This window comes from Streptomyces spirodelae (assembly GCF_017676385.1).
GTDB classification, from domain to species: Bacteria; Actinomycetota; Actinomycetes; order Streptomycetales; family Streptomycetaceae; genus Streptomyces; species Streptomyces spirodelae.
On sequence record NZ_JAFFZN010000032.1, the window covers coordinates 1 to 17841 of the forward strand.

At 69.1% G+C, this 17841-nt stretch carries 17 protein-coding genes; 2 read left to right on the forward strand and 15 right to left on the reverse strand.

The features are described from left to right. Nucleotides 1–468 precede the first annotated feature (468 nt). Entirely contained in the window at nucleotides 469–903 is a 435-nt protein-coding gene (locus JW592_RS27530) for a glycine-rich domain-containing protein (RefSeq protein ID WP_209267950.1), read from the forward strand. A gap of 628 nt (nucleotides 904–1531) precedes the next feature. Here the strand turns inward: JW592_RS27530 and JW592_RS27535 are convergent. The 5 genes from JW592_RS27535 to JW592_RS27555 all read right to left on the reverse strand — a co-directional run bounded on the left by JW592_RS27535 (nucleotide 1532) and on the right by JW592_RS27555 (nucleotide 3959). Continuing rightward, nucleotides 1532–2089, reverse strand: a complete 558-nt coding sequence (locus tag JW592_RS27535; protein WP_209267951.1) for a class I SAM-dependent methyltransferase — start codon at nucleotides 2087–2089, stop codon at nucleotides 1532–1534. Between the two features lie 14 nt (nucleotides 2090–2103). Beyond that, the gene (locus JW592_RS27540; protein WP_209267952.1) at nucleotides 2104–2796 is read right to left on the reverse strand and encodes a hypothetical protein; all 693 of its coding nucleotides are present in this window, start codon (nucleotides 2794–2796) and stop codon (nucleotides 2104–2106) included. A gap of 121 nt (nucleotides 2797–2917) precedes the next feature. After that, nucleotides 2918–3181, reverse strand: a complete 264-nt coding sequence (locus JW592_RS27545; RefSeq protein ID WP_209267953.1) for a hypothetical protein — start codon at nucleotides 3179–3181, stop codon at nucleotides 2918–2920. Between the two features lie 71 nt (nucleotides 3182–3252). Continuing rightward, nucleotides 3253–3435, reverse strand: coding sequence for a hypothetical protein (locus JW592_RS27550; protein ID WP_209267954.1), 183 nt, complete (start codon nucleotides 3433–3435; stop codon nucleotides 3253–3255). A gap of 38 nt (nucleotides 3436–3473) precedes the next feature. Next, nucleotides 3474–3959 (reverse strand): DUF6233 domain-containing protein, encoded by a 486-nt coding sequence (locus JW592_RS27555; protein ID WP_229376973.1) that lies wholly within the window; start codon nucleotides 3957–3959, stop codon nucleotides 3474–3476. Nucleotides 3960–4083: 124 nt separating this feature from the next. On the opposite strand from JW592_RS27555, the gene JW592_RS27560 reads away from it, so the two are divergent. Beyond that, entirely contained in the window at nucleotides 4084–6207 is a 2124-nt protein-coding gene (locus JW592_RS27560; RefSeq protein WP_209267955.1) for a type IV secretory system conjugative DNA transfer family protein, read from the forward strand. On the opposite strand, the gene JW592_RS33655 is transcribed toward JW592_RS27560, so the two are convergent. The 10 genes from JW592_RS33655 to JW592_RS27610 form a co-directional block, all read right to left on the reverse strand. Beyond that, entirely contained in the window at nucleotides 6204–6800 is a 597-nt protein-coding gene (locus tag JW592_RS33655; RefSeq protein WP_209267956.1) for a helix-turn-helix domain-containing protein, read from the reverse strand. The genes JW592_RS27560 and JW592_RS33655 overlap by 4 nt on opposite strands. Nucleotides 6801–7454: 654 nt before the next feature. Continuing rightward, nucleotides 7455–7712 carry a hypothetical protein gene (locus JW592_RS27570; RefSeq protein ID WP_209267957.1) on the reverse strand — a complete coding sequence of 86 codons (258 nt, stop codon included), beginning with the start codon at nucleotides 7710–7712 and terminating at the stop codon, nucleotides 7455–7457. Beyond that, entirely contained in the window at nucleotides 7675–10281 is a 2607-nt protein-coding gene (locus JW592_RS27575; protein ID WP_209267958.1) for a hypothetical protein, read from the reverse strand. Before JW592_RS27575 ends, JW592_RS27570 begins: the two co-directional genes overlap by 38 nt. A gap of 625 nt (nucleotides 10282–10906) precedes the next feature. Beyond that, nucleotides 10907–12067 (reverse strand): hypothetical protein, encoded by a 1161-nt coding sequence (locus JW592_RS27580; RefSeq protein WP_209267959.1) that lies wholly within the window; start codon nucleotides 12065–12067, stop codon nucleotides 10907–10909. A gap of 112 nt (nucleotides 12068–12179) precedes the next feature. Then, the gene (locus tag JW592_RS27585; RefSeq protein WP_209267960.1) at nucleotides 12180–12494 is read right to left on the reverse strand and encodes a hypothetical protein; all 315 of its coding nucleotides are present in this window, start codon (nucleotides 12492–12494) and stop codon (nucleotides 12180–12182) included. 175 nt (nucleotides 12495–12669) lie between these two features. Beyond that, the gene (locus JW592_RS27590) at nucleotides 12670–14742 is read right to left on the reverse strand and encodes an ATP-binding protein (protein ID WP_209267961.1); all 2073 of its coding nucleotides are present in this window, start codon (nucleotides 14740–14742) and stop codon (nucleotides 12670–12672) included. An 11-nt stretch (nucleotides 14743–14753) separates the two neighbouring features. Continuing rightward, nucleotides 14754–15254: a hypothetical protein gene (locus JW592_RS27595; RefSeq protein ID WP_209267962.1), complete on the reverse strand. Its 501-nt coding sequence runs from the start codon at nucleotides 15252–15254 to the stop codon at nucleotides 14754–14756. Between the two features lie 3 nt (nucleotides 15255–15257). Next, entirely contained in the window at nucleotides 15258–16067 is an 810-nt protein-coding gene (locus JW592_RS27600; RefSeq protein ID WP_209267963.1) for a hypothetical protein, read from the reverse strand. A gap of 157 nt (nucleotides 16068–16224) precedes the next feature. Beyond that, nucleotides 16225–17028 carry a helix-turn-helix domain-containing protein gene (locus tag JW592_RS27605; RefSeq protein WP_209267964.1) on the reverse strand — a complete coding sequence of 268 codons (804 nt, stop codon included), beginning with the start codon at nucleotides 17026–17028 and terminating at the stop codon, nucleotides 16225–16227. A gap of 9 nt (nucleotides 17029–17037) precedes the next feature. Further along, nucleotides 17038–17259 carry a hypothetical protein gene (locus tag JW592_RS27610; RefSeq protein ID WP_209267965.1) on the reverse strand — a complete coding sequence of 74 codons (222 nt, stop codon included), beginning with the start codon at nucleotides 17257–17259 and terminating at the stop codon, nucleotides 17038–17040. Nucleotides 17260–17841: the final 582 nt, after the last annotated feature.

A 17841-nucleotide genomic window follows, 5' to 3' on the forward strand; every position in this document is an offset into this window, starting at 1 on the left:
CGGCAGGGCCCGGAGGGCCCTGCCGCACCGGCCTCCGGCCGGTGCCAACCGGCCCTGTGCCTTGCGGCTTTGCCTGTTTCCGGTCTGCGGCCCGTCCTGGGGCTGGTGTGGTGCGTGCCCCCTCCGGGGTCACGCACCGGCGGGCTACGAAGGGAGGGGGTGCGGTGCTCCGGCTGACTCTCCCCAGTATGCATCACTGGGTCGCTTTTGGATTTTCCAACCACTGCCCCGCACCCTCAGATGCCATTCCCTGACGCCAGCTCAAGTATGCACGATGGGTCCGGAATTGGGGCCACGGTACACCACCCTGCAGCCTGCCCTTGACTCTGTTCCTGATGCCGCATCAGGAACTAAGCAGAACCGGATGCTGATACCCCATAGCCATCGTGACTCTAATGCGGTATCTTATTCATGTCGGTGGTTAGCGGCACCGACAACCACGGAAAACACCCAAGGAAAGGACTCCTTATGGAGACCATTGTCGAGACGCGCGACCCCCGGTCGTACGTCAAGCCCGACGTGTGGGAGAAGGAAATCGCCCTTCTCATGCGCGACTACCCGTTCGACCTCATCATGGCGGAGCGTGTTTTCGGGCAGGCTGTCGCCTACCTGATCACCTCCATGGAGAACCGGGGCAAGCGCCTCGGCATGGGGCCCGGCAAGCTGGTGGACCTGGGTGTTCACACTTTCATCCTGGACACCGTGAACTACCGGGAGTTCTGCGCCACCCACATGGACGGCGGCTTCCTCGACCACGTCCCCGAGGTGGAGCGCAAGGGCGACGGCTCCGTCTCCCGGACCGCCCACATCATCGAAGCGGGCGGCTTCCTGGTGGACTGGCCGCTGTGGGGGGCAGACGACCCCGATTGCACCCCCTGCCGCCCCGGGGAGGACGGCCACTGACCCCCACTCCCTGACCGGCTGAAAACCCGCCGGGCCGTCACGGTAAGTGGCGGCCCGGCGGGCACTCGTGTTGTGGGGCCGGGCGCGGCGCGTGGCCGTGCCCCAAAGCCCCCTGACGCGGAGCGGCAGGCAAGGGCTGAGGCAGCGCGGAGCGAGGTATAGGGGGCGCGGAGCGGCCCTTATACCGCCTGCCGCAGCCCGCAGCGCGTGAGGGCGCGGAGCGCCCGCTCAGCCCATCGCGGAGCGAGGGGCTGACACGCGGGGCGAGGGGTCGTGGGGCGGAGCGCAGCGGAGCCCCACGACCCCGGGGCGCGGCCACGCGCCGCGCCCGGCCCCACAACACCACCGCTGCTCCCCGCTCGTGCCACACGATTCGTGCCACACGGGTCCCTGCGGCTGGAAGCGGTGTCGCACAGCGCGCCGCCTGGCGGGTCTTGGAGCAGCGTGCAGCTTTGCTGAACACATGCTCAGGACCCGCCAGGCGGCAATACGATGCCCGGCCCGCCCGCAGGGGGCGGAGGGGGTTAGCGGATCCCGCCGGCATCGCAGCGTCCGGCCCCACGAGGCAACACCCGGCCTGTGGTCGGACGCTTCTTCTCTATTGTGCCCTGCCTCCTGCCGGATCAGGTCAGACGGTTAGGGCGAGCCATTTGTGCTCGCTGTCCAGGTCGTGTTCCACGATTTGTGACCAGCCTTCGCGAAGTTCTGTGAGTTCGGAAGCGGTCAGCCCCGTGCCCTTTCTTGTCTCCGGAACGCGGTCTGCATGGGGAGTCATCACGTGGAAAACCCCTTCCGGGTGCAGGTGCTCGCGGACCAGGTCGAGGAAGTTTTTCTTATCCTGGATGAAGGCGTAACTCAGCCGACAGGAAATCACATTGAAGCGGTGGGAATTGAGTTCATGCCATTCTCCTTCAGCGTCCATGCAGACGAAACTGATGCCCGGTTCCCGGTGCTCGCCCCTCGCGAGGGAGACAGCCGTCGGTGCAAAGTCTGTCCCTGTGACCGCGTATCCCAGCGTGTGCAGGAACCCGGCGAACCCTCCGGTCCCGCAACCGATGTCCAGTGCGTGTCGGCCGGCGCCAGGACCAACAGTCCGCTGGAAGAGATCTTCCTCCTCCGGAGAGACCGGGCGGTATCTTCGGCCTGCCGCGTAACGCGCATCCCAGGTGTCGGCTGTGACCGGCATGGTCGTTCCTCTTCCTACTCGTGGACGCTCTGGAGACTCTTGAGCGCCGCTCTGCGCACTGCGGGCGGGAAGCCGAGCCGCTCGGCGGCCTCGGCGTAGCTGAGCGAGGATTGGCCGGCGACCTGGGCGATGCGTTCACGACGCAGGTTGGCCAGGGCGCGCTGTGCCGTGGCCGGTGCGACTCCAAGGGCGTCGCAGACCTGGGAGATCGTGATAGTCGGCTCGGCGTCCAGCAGCGCAGCCACTCTTGCGTGCAGCTGATCCCGCCGGACTGCGTTGCCCTTGCCCTTGGGCCGACCAGTTGCGCCGCTCTTCCCCGGGCGGGTGTGCTGGAAGGTCTGCACGGTGCCGCGGGGCCAGTGCTCGATACCGCACACGACCACCATGTGGTGGGCCAGGAGGGGATCGGTTTTGTAGGAGTCCCAGCTGCGGGTCTTCACGCCGATCTCGGCGGCGGCTTCGTGCCGGTCGAGTAGGTCCTGGTCCCCGCCGGCGGGCGGCAGGTCGGGGACGGGTGCGTCGGCGAGGTAGGCCGCGGTCTGCTCGCCATCCCAAAGCAGAACCCGGGATTGAGGCGAGCTGATCGGCGCGGGGAAGCCTTCTGCGGTGTAGGGCTTCTTATTGCGGAAGGTACCCATGGACATGCCCATATCGCGGGCCAGGAGCTCCCTGGTCCGAACGAGGTGTTGGCGCTCCGGATGGATCATTCGTCACTCCTGATAGGCGCGGCTCACCCCGGAGCCTGAGTGCCTTCGGCGGGCTCTCCACCAGAAACAAATAAGATACCGCGTCAGAGTCACGAGGTCCATCGCCTCAGATCGTCCGGCGTCAGGGTGAGTCGCCTTCCCAGTCCCACAGCAGGGGATTGCCAGGGCGGGGGCCGTAGAGGGCGCGGCCGCCGGGGCCGAACTGGCCGATCTCGGTAATCAGGGCGGCGCCTTCAGCCAGTTCCTCAGTGCTCCAGCCGGTGACATCGAGCAGCAGGCCGTCCAGAGGGCCACCGACCAGCTCGCGGTAGTCGTGGCCTGGGTGGGCGTAGGGGTGGGGGTCGTCGTGGTCGCTTCCGTAGACCCGCCGGCGCGGCTCACTCATGCCCGCCAGCCTCCCACCCGACACTGACACTGCCGTTCCGGATTCGGCAACAGGCTCTGGCCCGGAGCTTGCTACGGCCTTCCATCGCCCATCTGCCGGCGTCGAGAGGTGCCGCTGTGCAGCTGCTCGCGCGGCTTCTGGCGTTCGGCGTCGACGGCTCGCTCGGCGGGTAACCGGCGCTCGGCGGGACGGTCGTGCTGCTGTGGAGCAGCAGGGGCGGGGCCGGTGCCCAGTGGGCGACGTGTGGTCGTCATGGTGAGCAGTCTCCCGCCTCTCGAGAGAGGGCACCGGCCTACTGGGTGCGCAGTGCACGGTCGGGGCGGCAGACCTCGCACACACGAGACGCGCCGGCCTCGGACAGCAGGGTGCGGGCTTCGTCGGCGGTGACGAGCTGGCGGTGCCATCCGCCGCGGGCCTGCCAGCAGTCGCGCCGGTGAACGTCCCACCATGGGCCCTCCCCGCGGGCGCCACGGGTTCGCACGGCGAGCCATTGGCGGCCGGCAGCCGCGCCGGTCGTCGGCACTGTGGTGTAGGACTCGCCGGGAATGGGGGTGATGTGCTCGGCAGCGACGCTGACCGTGACAGGGGCTGCTGTTGGCTCGGCGCGGCCGTCGGGGAGGTCTCGGCGGGTGGGGAGGATGACGTCGCACTCGTACCACCAGTTGCCGTCCCGGGTGCGGGTTCGAGCTGTGACGAGGACGTCGAGCTCCTGGCCGTCGGGCATCCGGGCCCGTGCCCACGGTCCCGCGCGGTCGCGCCAGCCGTCTCCACTCACCATATTCGAAATCGTATTCGAATATGGTGAGTGGAGAACTTCGGGCAGGGATGTTCGAGGGGCCTTCGGGTGGGCAGGCCGCGACTAGATTGAGTGTTGAAGATCGCAGCTTGTCGAGGGGGTGGAGATGGCCGGGGAGCCCTGGACATCGGGGAGCAACGAGAGCAGCAGTAGAGCACTGACGCCACCGTCGGTGCCGCCACCGCCCACAAAGGCGCCGCCGACAGCGCTGCCGCCGCTGGCGGCCTGGCTGCGTACACCGCGGCCGGAGGCCGGGCCGGGGATCTGGCGGTGCGGGTATGAGCCGCGCTCGCCGAAGGATCTGGACCAGACTCCGACGCGACGGCTCGTGGTCGGCGCGCTGGCGTCAGCGTTCCTCTGCTGGGCACTCATCTCTCTGCTGTGGGACGGATATCTGGGCGACTACTGGGTCTGGCCCTACGTGGCGATCATGCCGGACTCCACGCGGGGCGACATGATCTGGGTGATCGGCTCATGGGTCTACGCCCTCGGCATCACCTTCGGCATCGTGATCTTCTTCGCGCGCCTGGGCCGCCTGCCCGAGCTGGGACGCCGCGCTCTTCAGCGGGCCCAGCAGGCTCCCCAGCCGACGGGTGCGCCGCCTCCTCCCCGCCACCATCCGACTCCCCCGCCGGAACAGGACCCGGTGCACTGGCCCCATCTGCGGGCTGCGGGAGCCGAGCAGGCTGCAGACCGGCTGCGCGACGAGCTGCTCGCTGGCGCGCTGAGCGACGTGGACCAGGCGCGGCTGGAGCGGGCGTGGCAGGTGGCTCGCAGTCAGCAGAATGTCGAGGCGTTCGTCCGGGAGGTCGTCAGCAAGGGGGCGGCCGCGTGCCCGCACGGGTCGCGGCAGCGGGATGTGTCGGCACGTGTGGCGCTGCACGACCTGGTGCTGCGGCAGGTGAGGATCGGGCAGGCCACCGACTCCGACCGCAACCCGTACCAATACCGGGGTGCAGGGATTGCGCTCGATCCTGGTGTGCTGGGCACCTCGGCTCTGGTGGTGGGTCCCGCGGGCTCGGGGAAAACCGCCCGGGTGGTGCGCCCGGTGGTCGAATCGCTGTGTCTGCAGGCGCTTTCCGGGCAGGCGGCGGTCATCTACGTGACCACGGGCAGCGTCAACCGCACAGCACCCGCCGACGACGCGTTCGACGTGGTGGTGGGCGTCGGTGACCCGGATTCGGTGTATGGCCTGGATTTGTACGGTGGGGTGACCGATCCGGATGAGGCCGCCACCCTGCTCGCCGAGGCCCTGGTCGGCGACCTCACGACGTCGCCAGCCGGTGGCGACAGCCGGCGCGCAGCGACGCTGCTGGCGCAGCTCATCGGGCCGTACCAGGCCGTGCACGCACGTTTCCCGGACGTTCCCGAGCTGCGGGAGCTCCTGCACGACGATGCGGCTGTCGGCGAGCTGCGCAGCGCACTGGAGAGCAAGGGACGGCGCGGCAGCACGTGGGTACGGGAGCTGGACGCCTACCGGCGCCAGGCTCGCTCCGGCACTCTGGACTCCGTCCTGGAGGACCGGATTGCGCTGTTGGACCGGCCCATCTTCGAGGACTTCTTCACCGCGCCCGGGTCACCGCCGGCTCGCCGTCGGCCGTTCTCCGTCCGGGCACTGGACAGGCCCGTACGGGCGCGGATCGACCTGCCTGAGCGTGGTCACGCTGAAGCCTCGCGCATCCTGGCGAGACTGTTGCTGGCCCAGTTCAGCGCGTGCGCGGCCGCCCGTCCGGACCGGTCGCTGTTCGCCGCCCTCGTCCTGGACGACGCTTCCCAGACCGTCACCCCGAACGCGCTGCGCGGATTGCAGCAGCTGCGTTCGGCTCACGCGGGCGTGCTGCTCACGCTCCGGGGCCTGGACGAGGTCCCTGAGCACCTGCGCAGCTCTCTTCTGGGTGCGGTCGGCTGCCGTGCGGTGTGCGCAGGCGTTTCTCCCTGGGACGCGGAGAGGTTCGCAGAGGCGTGGGGCACTGAGTGGGTGGAGACTCGCACGGTCACCAACCGGCAGCTGGTCTCGGACGAGCCGATGACCAAGGTCCTGCACGGGTTGCGGAAGATGGCGACCGGGCGGTACGTGTCCGCCGAGAGCGTCACCGTGCGGCAGGAGCAGCGCCAGCGCTGGTCCGCCTCCGAGCTGGCCAATGAGCTGCCGCCAGGACACGCAGTGCTCTCCATGACCACGGTCCGTGGAGAGCGGACCCCGCCGGTCCTCACTAACCTCAACGGCTAGTCCAATCGCCCAGGCCACCAGAAGGTCTCTCTTCGGGTGTCCCTTTGCGCCCGGTCCCAGGCGGCGGCCCATTGCTGGGCCGCCGCTCCACTCTCACCACATGCGCGGACGAAGGCCAGCACGTGATGACGGTGCGGCAAGGACTCCCCCCGGAGCACTCGGTGCAGTGTGCTGTGCGGAAGTTCCCCGTTGTCGCCGGCGCGGACCTCCAGTTCCTTCAGGGAAGGGCTTCCGGACCATTGTCGCAGCGCGAGCATGGCTGTGTGCAGGTCCGCGAAGGTGCTGACGATTTCCGGTCGGAACGCCCTGAACGCTGGAGGGCCTTCTTGCAGAACCTCCCGACGAGCCATCCGCCAGAGGTTACGTGCGCGTCTCACGTCTGCGTCACACGCCCTCGCATACGCCTCCACAACCGCCTGCCTGGGTACACCGTGGCCTTTGGCTGCTCGGGAAAGCGTGCTCGCAGAGAACGGGGTGAGGGCGGCCATCTCCTCGTAGCTCAGTTGGGCTCGTTGGCGCTGTTCTCGCAACCACCGAGCGAGATCGGCAACTGAGTCGTTTTCCGTGCAGAGCGGGCCGTCGCTGCGTCCCATGGGCGCTCCCCTCAGCGACGAGCGGCCGCTGCTCGCGGGCCGGCGGCAGCAACGCCCACTGCGGTCGCGACTTCGACGACAGCAGCAGGCACTGGCTGACCATGAGCGGCTGCGAGGACTGCGAGGAGCAGGATGACGACAACGATGGTGACCTGGGCGGGGCTGGCCTGGTTGCCGGGTGCAGGTACATCAGCTCCGCACATCGCCGGGTCGCACTGCATGAAGCCTCCTAGGGGCTGCGGATTCCACAAGTTCGCCTTGCTGGCCGGTGATTGGGATCACCGGCGGTGAAGCTGATCCTGACAGGGCCTGCGGCGGGGAACCCAGTCGGCTGATGCCCGCGCAGGTGGTTCAGTGCATATCCGTCCCAGCGATGCAGCAGATGCGCGCTCTCCGCAGCAGATGCGCACTCTCCAGATTCGGCGATTCCGCTGGTCACACCGTGTATGAGGGGGAGTTCATTGCGCGGCTGTCCCAAAGTTCGCTTGACGGCGCTTCTCCCCGTGGCGCTGCGGATTCCACACCGGGGCTTGAGGGTTCGGCCGTGTTGGCGCATGGGCCTGCCCACGACGAGGGCCGCACCCAGTGGGTGCGGCCCTCGTCGTGTTGTGCTCAGCAGCTGACTCCGGAAACCGCCCAGCAGGCTGTCTCCCGTCAGCTCTTCCGCGCGCGCTTCTCGGCCTCCCGTTTCCGGGCCGCCTCGTCCAACCAGCCGGGGTGGTGCTTTTCGACCAAGTCTCGCAGGTACTGGCCGTTGATGCCGGCTTCGCGCGCCACGGCGGAGAGGTGGCCGTAGGCGTGCGAGGTGATGGCCTTCGCCACGGCTGCCTTCAGCAGAGTCTCCTTGTCCGCGTTGGCTCTCTTCTCGGATGCCTCAGCTCTCGCGCGCAGTTCGGCAAGGGATTCGCTCATGCTCCGACCCTGACACGGTTGCAGTGAAGCTGCAAGTCGCACTGCAACCGTGCGGGCCGTGCGTGAACCAGGGCGGTGCCCGCTCCCCCGCTGTTCGCTCCCGCTGCCCACCCGCACCGGCGCGTGACGGCGCCTGTCCAGCAGTAATGATCACCCCCCGCCTGCCTCCTTGGCGGCCACGTGATGGCAGGCAGCCGCCACTCTCGCTCGCCGCACAGGCCGACCTTTCGCTGTCCGGGGGCACACGCTCGTCGGCGCCTGCCGCACAGCTGCCACAACGACCGCTGTGCAGCGGTTCCGGGACCTCTCGGACGGTGGCAGGCGGTGCGCCCCGAGACGGCTGCCCACCCGCGAACCGTTCGTAGTACACCGACGCCGCACGCTGGATGCGTTCAGCCCGCTCCCGCAGTTCCTCCGCACGTTTCTCGGCAGCGGCAGGGCGCTCCCGGGCCTGCCGGACGGCCGCCAGTGTTTGCGGAGCCGCCGGGGACGCCCCTCCTTTTGACTGAGTCATGTCAAATGCGTGCCGGGGCTCTTCCTGCTCCGAGTCAGGAAGCTCCTCGACGGTCACTTCGTCCCCCCACTTGGCCACAACATCGGCCGGAGTCAGGTCGGTGGGCGGAGCCTTGTGCGGTCGGATGATGCTGCGGGCCGGCTTCCACTGCGGGGCCGGGCCCCGCCCCGCAGCCTCGATGGTGTCGCGTACCCCCGCCTCCAGCGTCTGCCGCTCCTCGATGCGGGCGATCATGAGCTCTTCCGCCTCCGCACGGGACCGAATCGGGCGTCGGTCGGTGTGACGGATCTGTTCGGTCTTCCGCCACTTGCGGGGATTCGTTCCCAGGCGATCCGACGGATGCATCGGCTCGCGCGTGATGAACCACTCGTCCCGCAGGTACGCGACGTAGAAGGTATGGCCGCGCCAGGACGCGGTCACCGTCCAGTCCGCGCGATCCATGCTCCAGCGTTCCTCTGCCCAGCACAGCACCACGCGCGCCGGATCGCGGGGAGGCAGCTTGACCGCAATCGGCTCCGGTTGGGCGGCCGGTTCAACCGCTGTCGGCTCCGCCGGGGCAGGCTCTGCCAGCAGGGGAGCCGGAGCCACCGGTACGACCGTGGCGAATCCCTGCATGGGGGACTGGTGGGAGGACACGAGCACGCTCCGCTGCCACGTCCGCCGATCGGCCGTCGCACGCACTCCCGCAGCGTTGAGGGCATCTTGGATGTCCCAGTCTGTAACCACGGACATGTACGGGGCAGGCTGTCCCTTGCAGCCACGGGCACGCACGGGCACGTGTCCGCCGTGAACTGTGCCGCACGCGCACGCCAGACGAAGCAGCACTCCGCCGGAGCGGTAATCGACTACCTCAGCTGTCGCTGGAACACATGCGCTGGCATCGTCCGGGGCAGGGCCGGTGCTGTTGGGCGCGGGTTGGCATCCGGACTCCGGCGCCCGGGGTGCCTCCACTCCAGGGCATGCGCCTCCGTCCGACTCCCACGCGTCGACCGCCCCCGGGTCCGAGACGACGTCCGCAGGCACCAGAGGCGCAGCCGGACGCACGTGCGGCAGATTCAGTCCGCTGCGCTTCGCGAATGACCACAGATCCTCTGCCGCGCCTTCCGCGTCATCCGCGTCGAGAGCGGCACGGGCGCCCCATTCGAATCCCCGCGCACGGTTGGCCGACTCGACACGCGCTGCGGCGGTACGTGCCCTGCCGACCGTCGCGTATACGGCGTCGTCCAGCTCGTCCGACAGTTGGTCTCGCACGGGCGCGAGAGCATTCACGACTGCCTGGACGCGTGCCAGTGCCGTACGGACACGCTGCACAGCAGCCGCACCCCTCGCGGTGTCCGCGCGTGCCTCCGCATCACGCTTGGCGAAGATGGCAGCGGCGTACGCGCGGGACTCGGCGGACGCGCACACGTGCTCCGGCCGGTTGGTGATCAGCCAAGCCTGCAACGCGCGCCCGACCTCCCCCCAGGAACCGACCACCGGGGTACCGTCCGGCAAAGCACCCTGGTACGGACCGGGCCGCACTCCCTGGAGGCGATCGAGGTCAAGAGTCACTCCAGCGCAGTGCATGTCGGCCGACGGCCGGCCCTTGTCGGAGTCCGTGCCGCGCCCGTGGATCTCGGTGCACTGCGGGAAACGCGCAACAGCCTCCCGCGCGTCGTCGGCTGTGACATGACCGCGCAGCTTCCCCGCGCGGGAAGCAATACCGCCCCTGCCCCAGCCGGGGCGCCCCGACAGTCCCTCATTCGCGTCGACGTGCAGGCTGTACCCGACGGACACCGACTCGTCCCGTTCTGTTGTCGGCTCCACGTACGGGAGGGACGGGACCAGTTCGTCCGCGTGCGTGCGCACGTACCGCGTGGCTGCACCACGCGCCTTGTATCCATCCTTGCCCGGGATCACCCAACGGCCGTCGAGTGTGACGACGCTGTAGCGGTCCGATGCGGCGTGATGAACGGTGTACGCGATCGCTCGCCGCTGGCTGACCGTCACCATCACGGCCGACGACAGGTCGTTGCCGTTGATGGCGTTCCGAGCGGGGGTCGTGAGCATCTGCACGAGGTGCCTCCCTGTGTGTCGTGAGAGCCTCACAGTAGACCAACTTGCAGTCGCACTGCAAGTCCAACTGCAAGTTGTACTGCATGTTGACCGCTCACCTGTCTGCGTGTGGAGTCGACGGACACCAGCGTCCCGACCGCCAGTTGCCAGCACAGAGAACCGCGGCGAAGGCCCGTCGCCGGCTGCGAGTCCTCGGCACCCACCTGTGCACGCCCGCCCGACGTGCACGCGCGAGAGCAGGAGGAAGTGACCAGCCAGCCGGGCCTCTGGAGGGAGGAGCGGGGGAGAGAGCAGCGCCTCGCGGTCAACGCGATGAGGCGGGCGCGGCAGCGAATTTCCCCCCACTTATAGGGGCGCGCGCTGCCGCAGCACCCCTACCCCCCGGGTCAAAAAATGATGTGGTTGATGCGTCAGTGCAGGTCACACGTGGGGGACGACGTGGGGCTGGTCCCCACGCCACCGCATCACCCCACCCGCGTACCGCCCCTCAACCCCATGCCGCAGCGCTTCGCACACCGCCAGCACCACGTCACCGCGCCAGCGCCCCACATCACCACCACGTCAGCCCCACGTAAGAAGACGGCCCCCAGACCGGTCGGTTTGGGGGCCGTCTTCTTACGTGGGGCTACGTTTCGTCGCTCTTCTTCGGCGGCGAGTTCTTCGGCTGGGCATCGCCGCCCCGGCGGCGGGACGATCCCTCGCCGCGGCCGCCGTGAGCCGCCATCCCGCTGGAGACACCGCCCGAGGTGCCCCCGCCGCTCCCCTTGGTGGTGGACGTCGAACTGGGCGCGCTCTCGCCGCTCCGCCCACCGTGCGTGTGGATGCCGTGCAGCACTCCGGCAGTGGCTCCGCCGGCACCCATCACGACCCCCGCGGCTTTGTCGGCACCGCGGGCGGTGGCGCGCGCCACCCGGATGGCATCTCCTGCCCCAGGGGCCTTCATGATGACGTAGATCGCGACGCCCAGGGCCACCACTGTGACGCCCAGGCCGGTCACGACATCTCCATCGGACTGCAGGACCGCTGCCAGACCGAGCACAACGACGATGATCGGCTCCATCAGAATCAGGGCGATCATCACTCCCGCCCAGCGGCGCACGTGCCCCCACAGGTCCCTGTCGACCAGCCCGGCGTAGACGACCGTGCCCAGCACCGCACCCACATACAGCCCCAGCGCGCGCAGCACCAGCAGCAGCCAGAGGGCTCCGCACAGCGCGATGGTGGCCATGCTGGTGACGGCCAGGATGAGAGGACCGCCGCCGATCTTGTCTTCCTTGAGCGCCTCACCGAGGCTGTTGAACAGCCCGCCGGGCTTTGACCCCGTGCCGGCCACGATGGCATCGGTCACCGCGTCGGTGGCACCGATGACGGTGTACAAGATCAGCGGGGTGAAAGCCGTCGCGCCGACCGCGAGCCACAGCAAGCCGATCGCCTCACCGAACGCCTGGGTGAAGGGGACACCCCGCACCGCGCGCTTGGCGACGGCCAACAACCACACGACCAAGACGAGGATCGTGGAGGCGGCAAAGACGATCGCGTACTGGCGCAGGAACGCGGTGTTCGTCAGGTCGATCGTCTCTCTGTCCGCGACGAGCTTGCCCAGTTGGTTGGCAGTCCAGGCCGCAGCCTTGGCCGTCTCATGCGCGAACTGCTGCAGAGGGTCAAGGGACTCCGGGGGGCCGCCGGGGTCGACAGCGGCGCCGCCCCCATCGCCGTTCTGCTCGCTCTCGCAGGCGGCCTTGACCGCTCCTACCGCGTGATCACACGGGTCGTCAGCGAGCCTCATAGCGAATCCCCCTCACCCTTTCCGGCGTTCTCATCCCTCATCGTCTCAGGCCCGGCTGCCTGCCGCTGCGGCCAACCGGCCAACCTCTGGCCACGGTTGCGCCGAAGGGCAGTCAGCGCAGCGCGCGGCGCGCCTGCCGCAGCTGCGCCGCGGCGGTGGCAGCCGCCTGCCCGACCTGGTGCAGCGCACGGTCGGCGGCATCAGGACCGTGCGGAACAGGCACTGTGCTGGTCATGCCGGCCCGTGCAACGGTCATCTGCTGCGCGGCAGCAGCCAGCGCGTCCGCCGCGCGGATCAGGTCGTCGACCCCCTGACGCAAGGTCTGGAGGTGCTCCCAGGCGGCGCGCCCGCTCCTCACGTCCTGGACGAGACGGCAGAGCGCGTCGGCAGCTACCCGCGCGTGCTTGTTGGGATTCTGCGCGGCCACCAGCCCCACCCCTCATCGTGCGGTTAACGTGTCGTCGCAGGTCACACGCGGCGCCAGCGCGGGGCGGGCGCCCCCTGCCACCACGTCCGGCCCCATAACCCCGCGCCGGTGCACCACATCGAACCCGCGATGCGGCAGGGCAGGTTCACCAGGTTCTTCCCCACGGCGGACCTCGTCACGACAGCCGGGCGACGGCGTCTTTGATGTCGGCCAGGTAGTAGACGGTGGGACGGTCAGGGTGGGTTTCGATGCGGCTGGGTGTCACGTCCAGCCCGGCCTGCTTCAGGTGGCTGCGCAAGGTGCGGCCGACCATGACGAGGCGGTTGTGCTTCCCGTCCCAGCGCCCCCACTCCTGCCGGTCCGCCTTCGCCAAGTGGTCAGCAAGCTGTGCGACCGACAGCCACTCCGGATCACTTTCCGCCGCGAAAATCTGCAGCAGAAGCCGTGCGATCTCCGGGACATGGTCCGGCACGGCGGTGGAGGCAGGCGCCGGATCGAGGCGCGGCAGTCCGGCCTGCACCCGCTCCCGGGCGCGGCGGTCGGCCTCCGCCGGGGGGAGCGGGGAGACATAGCGCATGATCGGAGTTCGGTGCCGCGGCGTGATGCAGTAGAAGCGTCCCGCGTCGGCGGGGAAGTCGGGTTCGGGGGAGGGCACCAGCAGGTGCGGCAGCCAGCCCCTGGAGATGGCGTCGGACTGTCCGACCACGAGCGGCACGTCAGCCTGGCGGCACGGCATCATGATGCGCACGCCGGGCACGTCGGCGATGGCGTCGGAGAGCACGTCGGAGCTGGCGTCCTGCGTGCACATCACCAGCGTGATCATCGCCTCACGGCCCACACGGAGCAGGTCGACTGCCAACTGCTTACCGCGCTTGCTCATCTGCGGGAACTCGTCCAGGAACGCCACAACCGCCGGGGCGTCCGGGCCCGGCTCCCACATGTCCTGGGTAGGCGGCATGGACGCGATGCGCGTCCTGGCCCGCTCGAGGAGCTGCTCCAGCTCCCGCTCGGCTTCCTCCGGCGTGCGTGCGATACGGACCGCCGCCTGGGAGAGGGCTTTCAGCCCGCGTTTTGCCGGGTCGATGTCGACGGCGACCGCGTCCCGGCAGGCGGTGACGTACTCGGCAAGGGCCTGCACCATCGCCGTTTTTCCGCCGCCCGTGTCGGCCACGATGATCACGTGCTGACCTGCCAGCACCACCGGCGTCGTCTCACCTTCGAGCGACAAACCGATGCTGACCGGCCGGGTGATGGAACAGGAAAGGGGCGGCCGCTCCGGGTAGGGCATCGGATCCGCGAACGGATCGGAAGTGAGGATGCGCAGCGTGACCGCAGCGCTGTCCTCCGGGCTGGTACGGGACGCAGTCAGCCGGTTCTCACCCACGCGCAGCGTGGTGGCCAGCTTCGGCAGGGTGCGGACCAGGTCGCCCAGGGTGCCGTCCGACAGCACGATCGGCTGCCGCCAGCCCCAGTGGGTTTCCTCCGGGACCTGTACCTCGGCGACCTTGGCTCCGTCCTTGCGCAGCGCGATCTCGACACATTCGCGGGCTCGGCGTGGGTCACGCCCTGCTTCCCGGATCGGGAACGGCTGGGGTTCCGGCTCTTCCGCCAGCTCGGTGTGCTCGGGGACCTTCTTTGGCACGAACAGCAGCTTCGGGACCGGTGGGCGGCGCGGCACAGGGCGACGGCCTGCGGCGGCCGCCATGCCGGTGAACACGGCGGCGAGGAGCGCCAGGAGGGCTACGCCGACCGCCAGGGAGGCCCACAGGATCAGCCCCCACACGGCCATGATGCCCAGTAGGGTGCCGGCGGCCGCCCGGTGACGGCGCGCCCGCAGCTGGCCGCGCCCGACCGCCAGCATGCCGGGGGTGATCTCCGCGAACTCGAACTCCTCCTGATTGATCTTCACCTGGAGCTGGGCCCACTGCATCATCCGGTAGGAGATGAACGGGGAGGAGCCGCCCATCATGCCGAACATGCCGTATCCGCCGTAGCCGCGGCCGCGCATCTGCTTTTGCATCTGGAGCCGCTGCATCTGCATATAGGTGGCCTGCTTCTGCTGCTGCTTCAGCAAGCCGATGTTCTGCTGCACTTCGGCCTTTGTGCGCTGGTGGATGCGCTGCCACAGCCGGTATTGATCATTCAGGATGCGATGCGCGATATGCGTGTCGGTCTGGTCGTCCGTCCTCCACCAGCGGCCCCACTCGTGCCGCAGATGCCGCGCCCCCGCACCGATGGTTCCGGCCACAACGTCCCCCGTCAGATGCTGTGGAGCAGCAGATCGCCGACGGTGTTCCCGGACGTGCGGATGGCGCCCATGGCCATGCCGATGAGCCCGGCCGACGCCCCGAGCCAGATCCCGACGAGGCTGCCCCGGATGACGGGTGCCTTCAGATCGGGCCGGCCGCTCTTGATCAGCCCGATGTAGAAGGCCAGCAGCGCCAGCCCGGCGATGGCACCGGAGACCCCCACCTTCTCCCCGCCGGTCAGCGGCGGCCGGTCTCCCGCCCCCGTCGTGGCGCCGGCCGCGCTCTCGAGCGCGAAACGGCCGACTCCATCACCCAGCGCGGCGGCGGCACCGCCCATCGCGCCGAGAATGCCCCCGCCCAGAAACAGCAAGGCAGCCAGGGCAAGACCAGAGAAGAAGTGCACCTTGGGAGTGGGGTCGCCTCCCCGCCACTGGCCGATCTGGTAGAAGAGCACGATCAGGCCGAGGGCGACGGCGCCGATCCCCCCGGCCGCAGCGCCGGTCGTATTCATGGGTCACGCTCCTGTCAGCAGATGAACCGCACCGCGCCACACCTGGGCGGCCACGGCGAAGATGAACGCCCAGACGGCGACGGCGAGCACCAGGCGGAGCACGTAGCCGATGTAGGGCTTGTGCCATCCCCAGCCGACGAAGGCGACGCCGGCCCGAGTCAGCCATCCGACCAGGTTGCTGAAAACGGCGCCGAGGATGCCGCCGATCGGCAGGAACATCACTGCCAGCAGCAGCAGGCCGAAGATCAGCACCCAGCCGAGCGGCGCGAAGATGCCGCCCGCGGCGACCGAGTCGACCATGCGGTCGGTGGCGGACTTGCCGCCCCAGGTCACCATCAGCGCCAGGAAGATCGCGGGCAGGTTGTACTTGAGGCGCATCCACCGGATGTCCAGCCCGCGCTGGGCCGCGGCCGCATGCGGGTCGGGCAGGCGGGAGGAGATCGCCTCACCGATGTGCGCACCGATCTCATGCGCGGCCGCGACGCCGTCCTGGCCCTGCGTGGCCCACGCGTCCCGCAGCTCACCGCGCACCTGACCGCCCTGCCACCAATCCGGCCCCGCCCCGGTGCCGGCGTCCGGGCCTGGCGGGGCGGTGGGGGCGGCGTGGGGAGGCTCTTCGGGCGGGGGCGGCACCCCAGGAGTCCCTGCATCGGGCGGCGCAGTCGGCGCGCGCCACCACTCCCGGCCCGCTTCCTCCTCGCCCGCCTCAGGCGCGGGCGGGCCCGGATCCGGATGCGGGGCGGGGGCGGGCACCTCAGGCGGCAGCGGCTGCCGGACCGCCGGCTCGCGTGCGTCGTCGTCTGCGTCCGCCATATCTACTCCCCCGCCCCACCCCTGGGCGCGTGCCGCGCTACTCGATCACATGCGGCAATCTATCTCCCCCACGGCACCAGAGCGCCAGGGCATACACCGGGAGACCCACTGCCCTGCGAGGAGGCTGGTAGCAGCAAGACGCTGCTACCAGCCCAACTCACCCTGTGGACTCCTGCTCCAGCCACTTCAACGCCTGGTGCGGCATGTCGACGTGAACGGTCAATCGCTTCTGTTCCGGTGTGTCAGCAAAAATGGACGTTGGCTCGGAGACGTCGGGAGTGTAGTGGGCGAAGGGCTTGCGGTAGCGGAGCTCCCCCTCCGGACCCACGTAGTAGAGGGGCTGCGCAACAGCGACCTTCTTGTAGGTGGTCTCGCCCCAGCGTTCACGTTGGAGCTGCCGGACCCGCCAGGCCCTCGTCCATGCCCCCATCCATCGCGCGTGCTCAGACTCGGGGACCCCGCACACCTGCAGATACGGGATCAACTGATCCTGCTGCAGCATGCCGAGGCCCTTGACCATCCGGAAGACAGCGCTGTGCGGCAGGCGCCCGTGCCCGCCCGCGCGCCGCTCCATCTCCGCGAACGGCAGCGCACCCGACTTGTAGTACAGGTGCTGCAGCGCAGCCACAAGATCGGCCGGCTCTCTCACCAGTTCAGGGGCGGGCACCTCGCTGATACGGGACTGCCCGGTCCGACGGCGCTCCTCGAACCGGGCGGCCCGCCACAGCCGCTGCGCCATCGAAACGGAGGCACCGCAGGCCCGCGCGTACGCCTCAACCACAGGCAAGCGAGGAATGCGCTCCCCGGTGGTCGCCCGCTGGAGAGTCCAGCGGGCGACCACGGTGCGCTCAGCCATCTCGGCGTACGTGAGGCCGGCGTCCTTGCGCGCGGACCGCAGCCATTCAGCGAGCCGCGCCAGCGACCTGTTCGGTGTCGAGACCGGCTTCTCGGGGCGACCCATGACGCCGCCTCAAACCGTGGCCGGGGCCACGGGCGCTCGGCGGACGAGGTGTACCCCGGCCAGACTGCACCCGGTCACCACCTCCAACGCCGTCAAGGCCGTCATCCCGCTCGCCGTCAGAGCCGCCGCGATCACGGTCAGCACGATGACGAGGATGATTTCGCCGCCCGTGAGACGACGGGGCCGGTTGCGCCCCGGCTCGGCTGCGGAACACTCCACGGTGCTTGTCATGAAACCCCCTGAGGGATCGGGCCGGGTTGACGACCCGACAGATCGCATCGTCAACCCGGCAGCTATGGACTCCACTTGCTGTTCACCATTCCGCGGATGTTTGCCGACACCCGAGACGGTGACCAGCAGGATGGCACTTCCTTGACACCGTGCGAAAATCACCGCTGGCGTTAGTGCACGGGCGTCCCGCCGGCAGCTCCCCAGGGAGCCGGCCACAGCCGGCACCTCATGCCTGCGAAGCCCTGACCTGCACAAACACGACCATTCGATCTGTCGGTCCGGCATGGTAAGCCGCTTTGGTGCACCGCTGTCCCGATAAAAGTTGCGACTGTACTTCGCCGGCTGTGACCATCACTTCGTACGGACTCCGGAGTAGGTTCCGGAGTCGGTCCTCCCCCTGAACAGCTATGGACTCCACCTCAGCACACAGGGAGACCGGGGCCCCTCACGTTGCCGCGTGAACCCCAAAAGCAGGACGAGGGCCGACACCCGAGCGGTGCCGGCCCTCGACTCTGCTTACCCCGCCCGCTACCCACTCCGTCCGGGAGATCGACGCTCAGCGCCTTCACGGACCACGCCACC

Coding starts and splice junctions, on each gene's coding strand:
- JW592_RS27605 (WP_209267964.1), bottom strand. CDS start 17,028: ATGGGTCGCCCCGAGAAGCCGGTCTCGACACCGAACAGGTCGCTGGCG.
- JW592_RS27550 (WP_209267954.1), bottom strand. CDS start 3,435: ATGACGACCACACGTCGCCCACTGGGCACCGGCCCCGCCCCTGCTGCT.
- JW592_RS27580 (WP_209267959.1), bottom strand. CDS start 12,067: ATGAGGCTCGCTGACGACCCGTGTGATCACGCGGTAGGAGCGGTCAAG.
- JW592_RS33655 (WP_209267956.1), bottom strand. CDS start 6,800: ATGGGACGCAGCGACGGCCCGCTCTGCACGGAAAACGACTCAGTTGCC.
- JW592_RS27555 (WP_229376973.1), bottom strand. CDS start 3,959: ATGGTGAGTGGAGACGGCTGGCGCGACCGCGCGGGACCGTGGGCACGG.
- JW592_RS27560 (WP_209267955.1), top strand. CDS start 4,084: ATGGCCGGGGAGCCCTGGACATCGGGGAGCAACGAGAGCAGCAGTAGA.
- JW592_RS27545 (WP_209267953.1), bottom strand. CDS start 3,181: ATGAGTGAGCCGCGCCGGCGGGTCTACGGAAGCGACCACGACGACCCC.
- JW592_RS27540 (WP_209267952.1), bottom strand. CDS start 2,796: ATGATCCATCCGGAGCGCCAACACCTCGTTCGGACCAGGGAGCTCCTG.
- JW592_RS27535 (WP_209267951.1), bottom strand. CDS start 2,089: ATGCCGGTCACAGCCGACACCTGGGATGCGCGTTACGCGGCAGGCCGA.
- JW592_RS27600 (WP_209267963.1), bottom strand. CDS start 16,067: ATGGCGGACGCAGACGACGACGCACGCGAGCCGGCGGTCCGGCAGCCG.
- JW592_RS27570 (WP_209267957.1), bottom strand. CDS start 7,712: ATGAGCGAATCCCTTGCCGAACTGCGCGCGAGAGCTGAGGCATCCGAG.
- JW592_RS27610 (WP_209267965.1), bottom strand. CDS start 17,259: ATGACAAGCACCGTGGAGTGTTCCGCAGCCGAGCCGGGGCGCAACCGG.
- JW592_RS27595 (WP_209267962.1), bottom strand. CDS start 15,254: ATGAATACGACCGGCGCTGCGGCCGGGGGGATCGGCGCCGTCGCCCTC.
- JW592_RS27530 (WP_209267950.1), top strand. CDS start 469: ATGGAGACCATTGTCGAGACGCGCGACCCCCGGTCGTACGTCAAGCCC.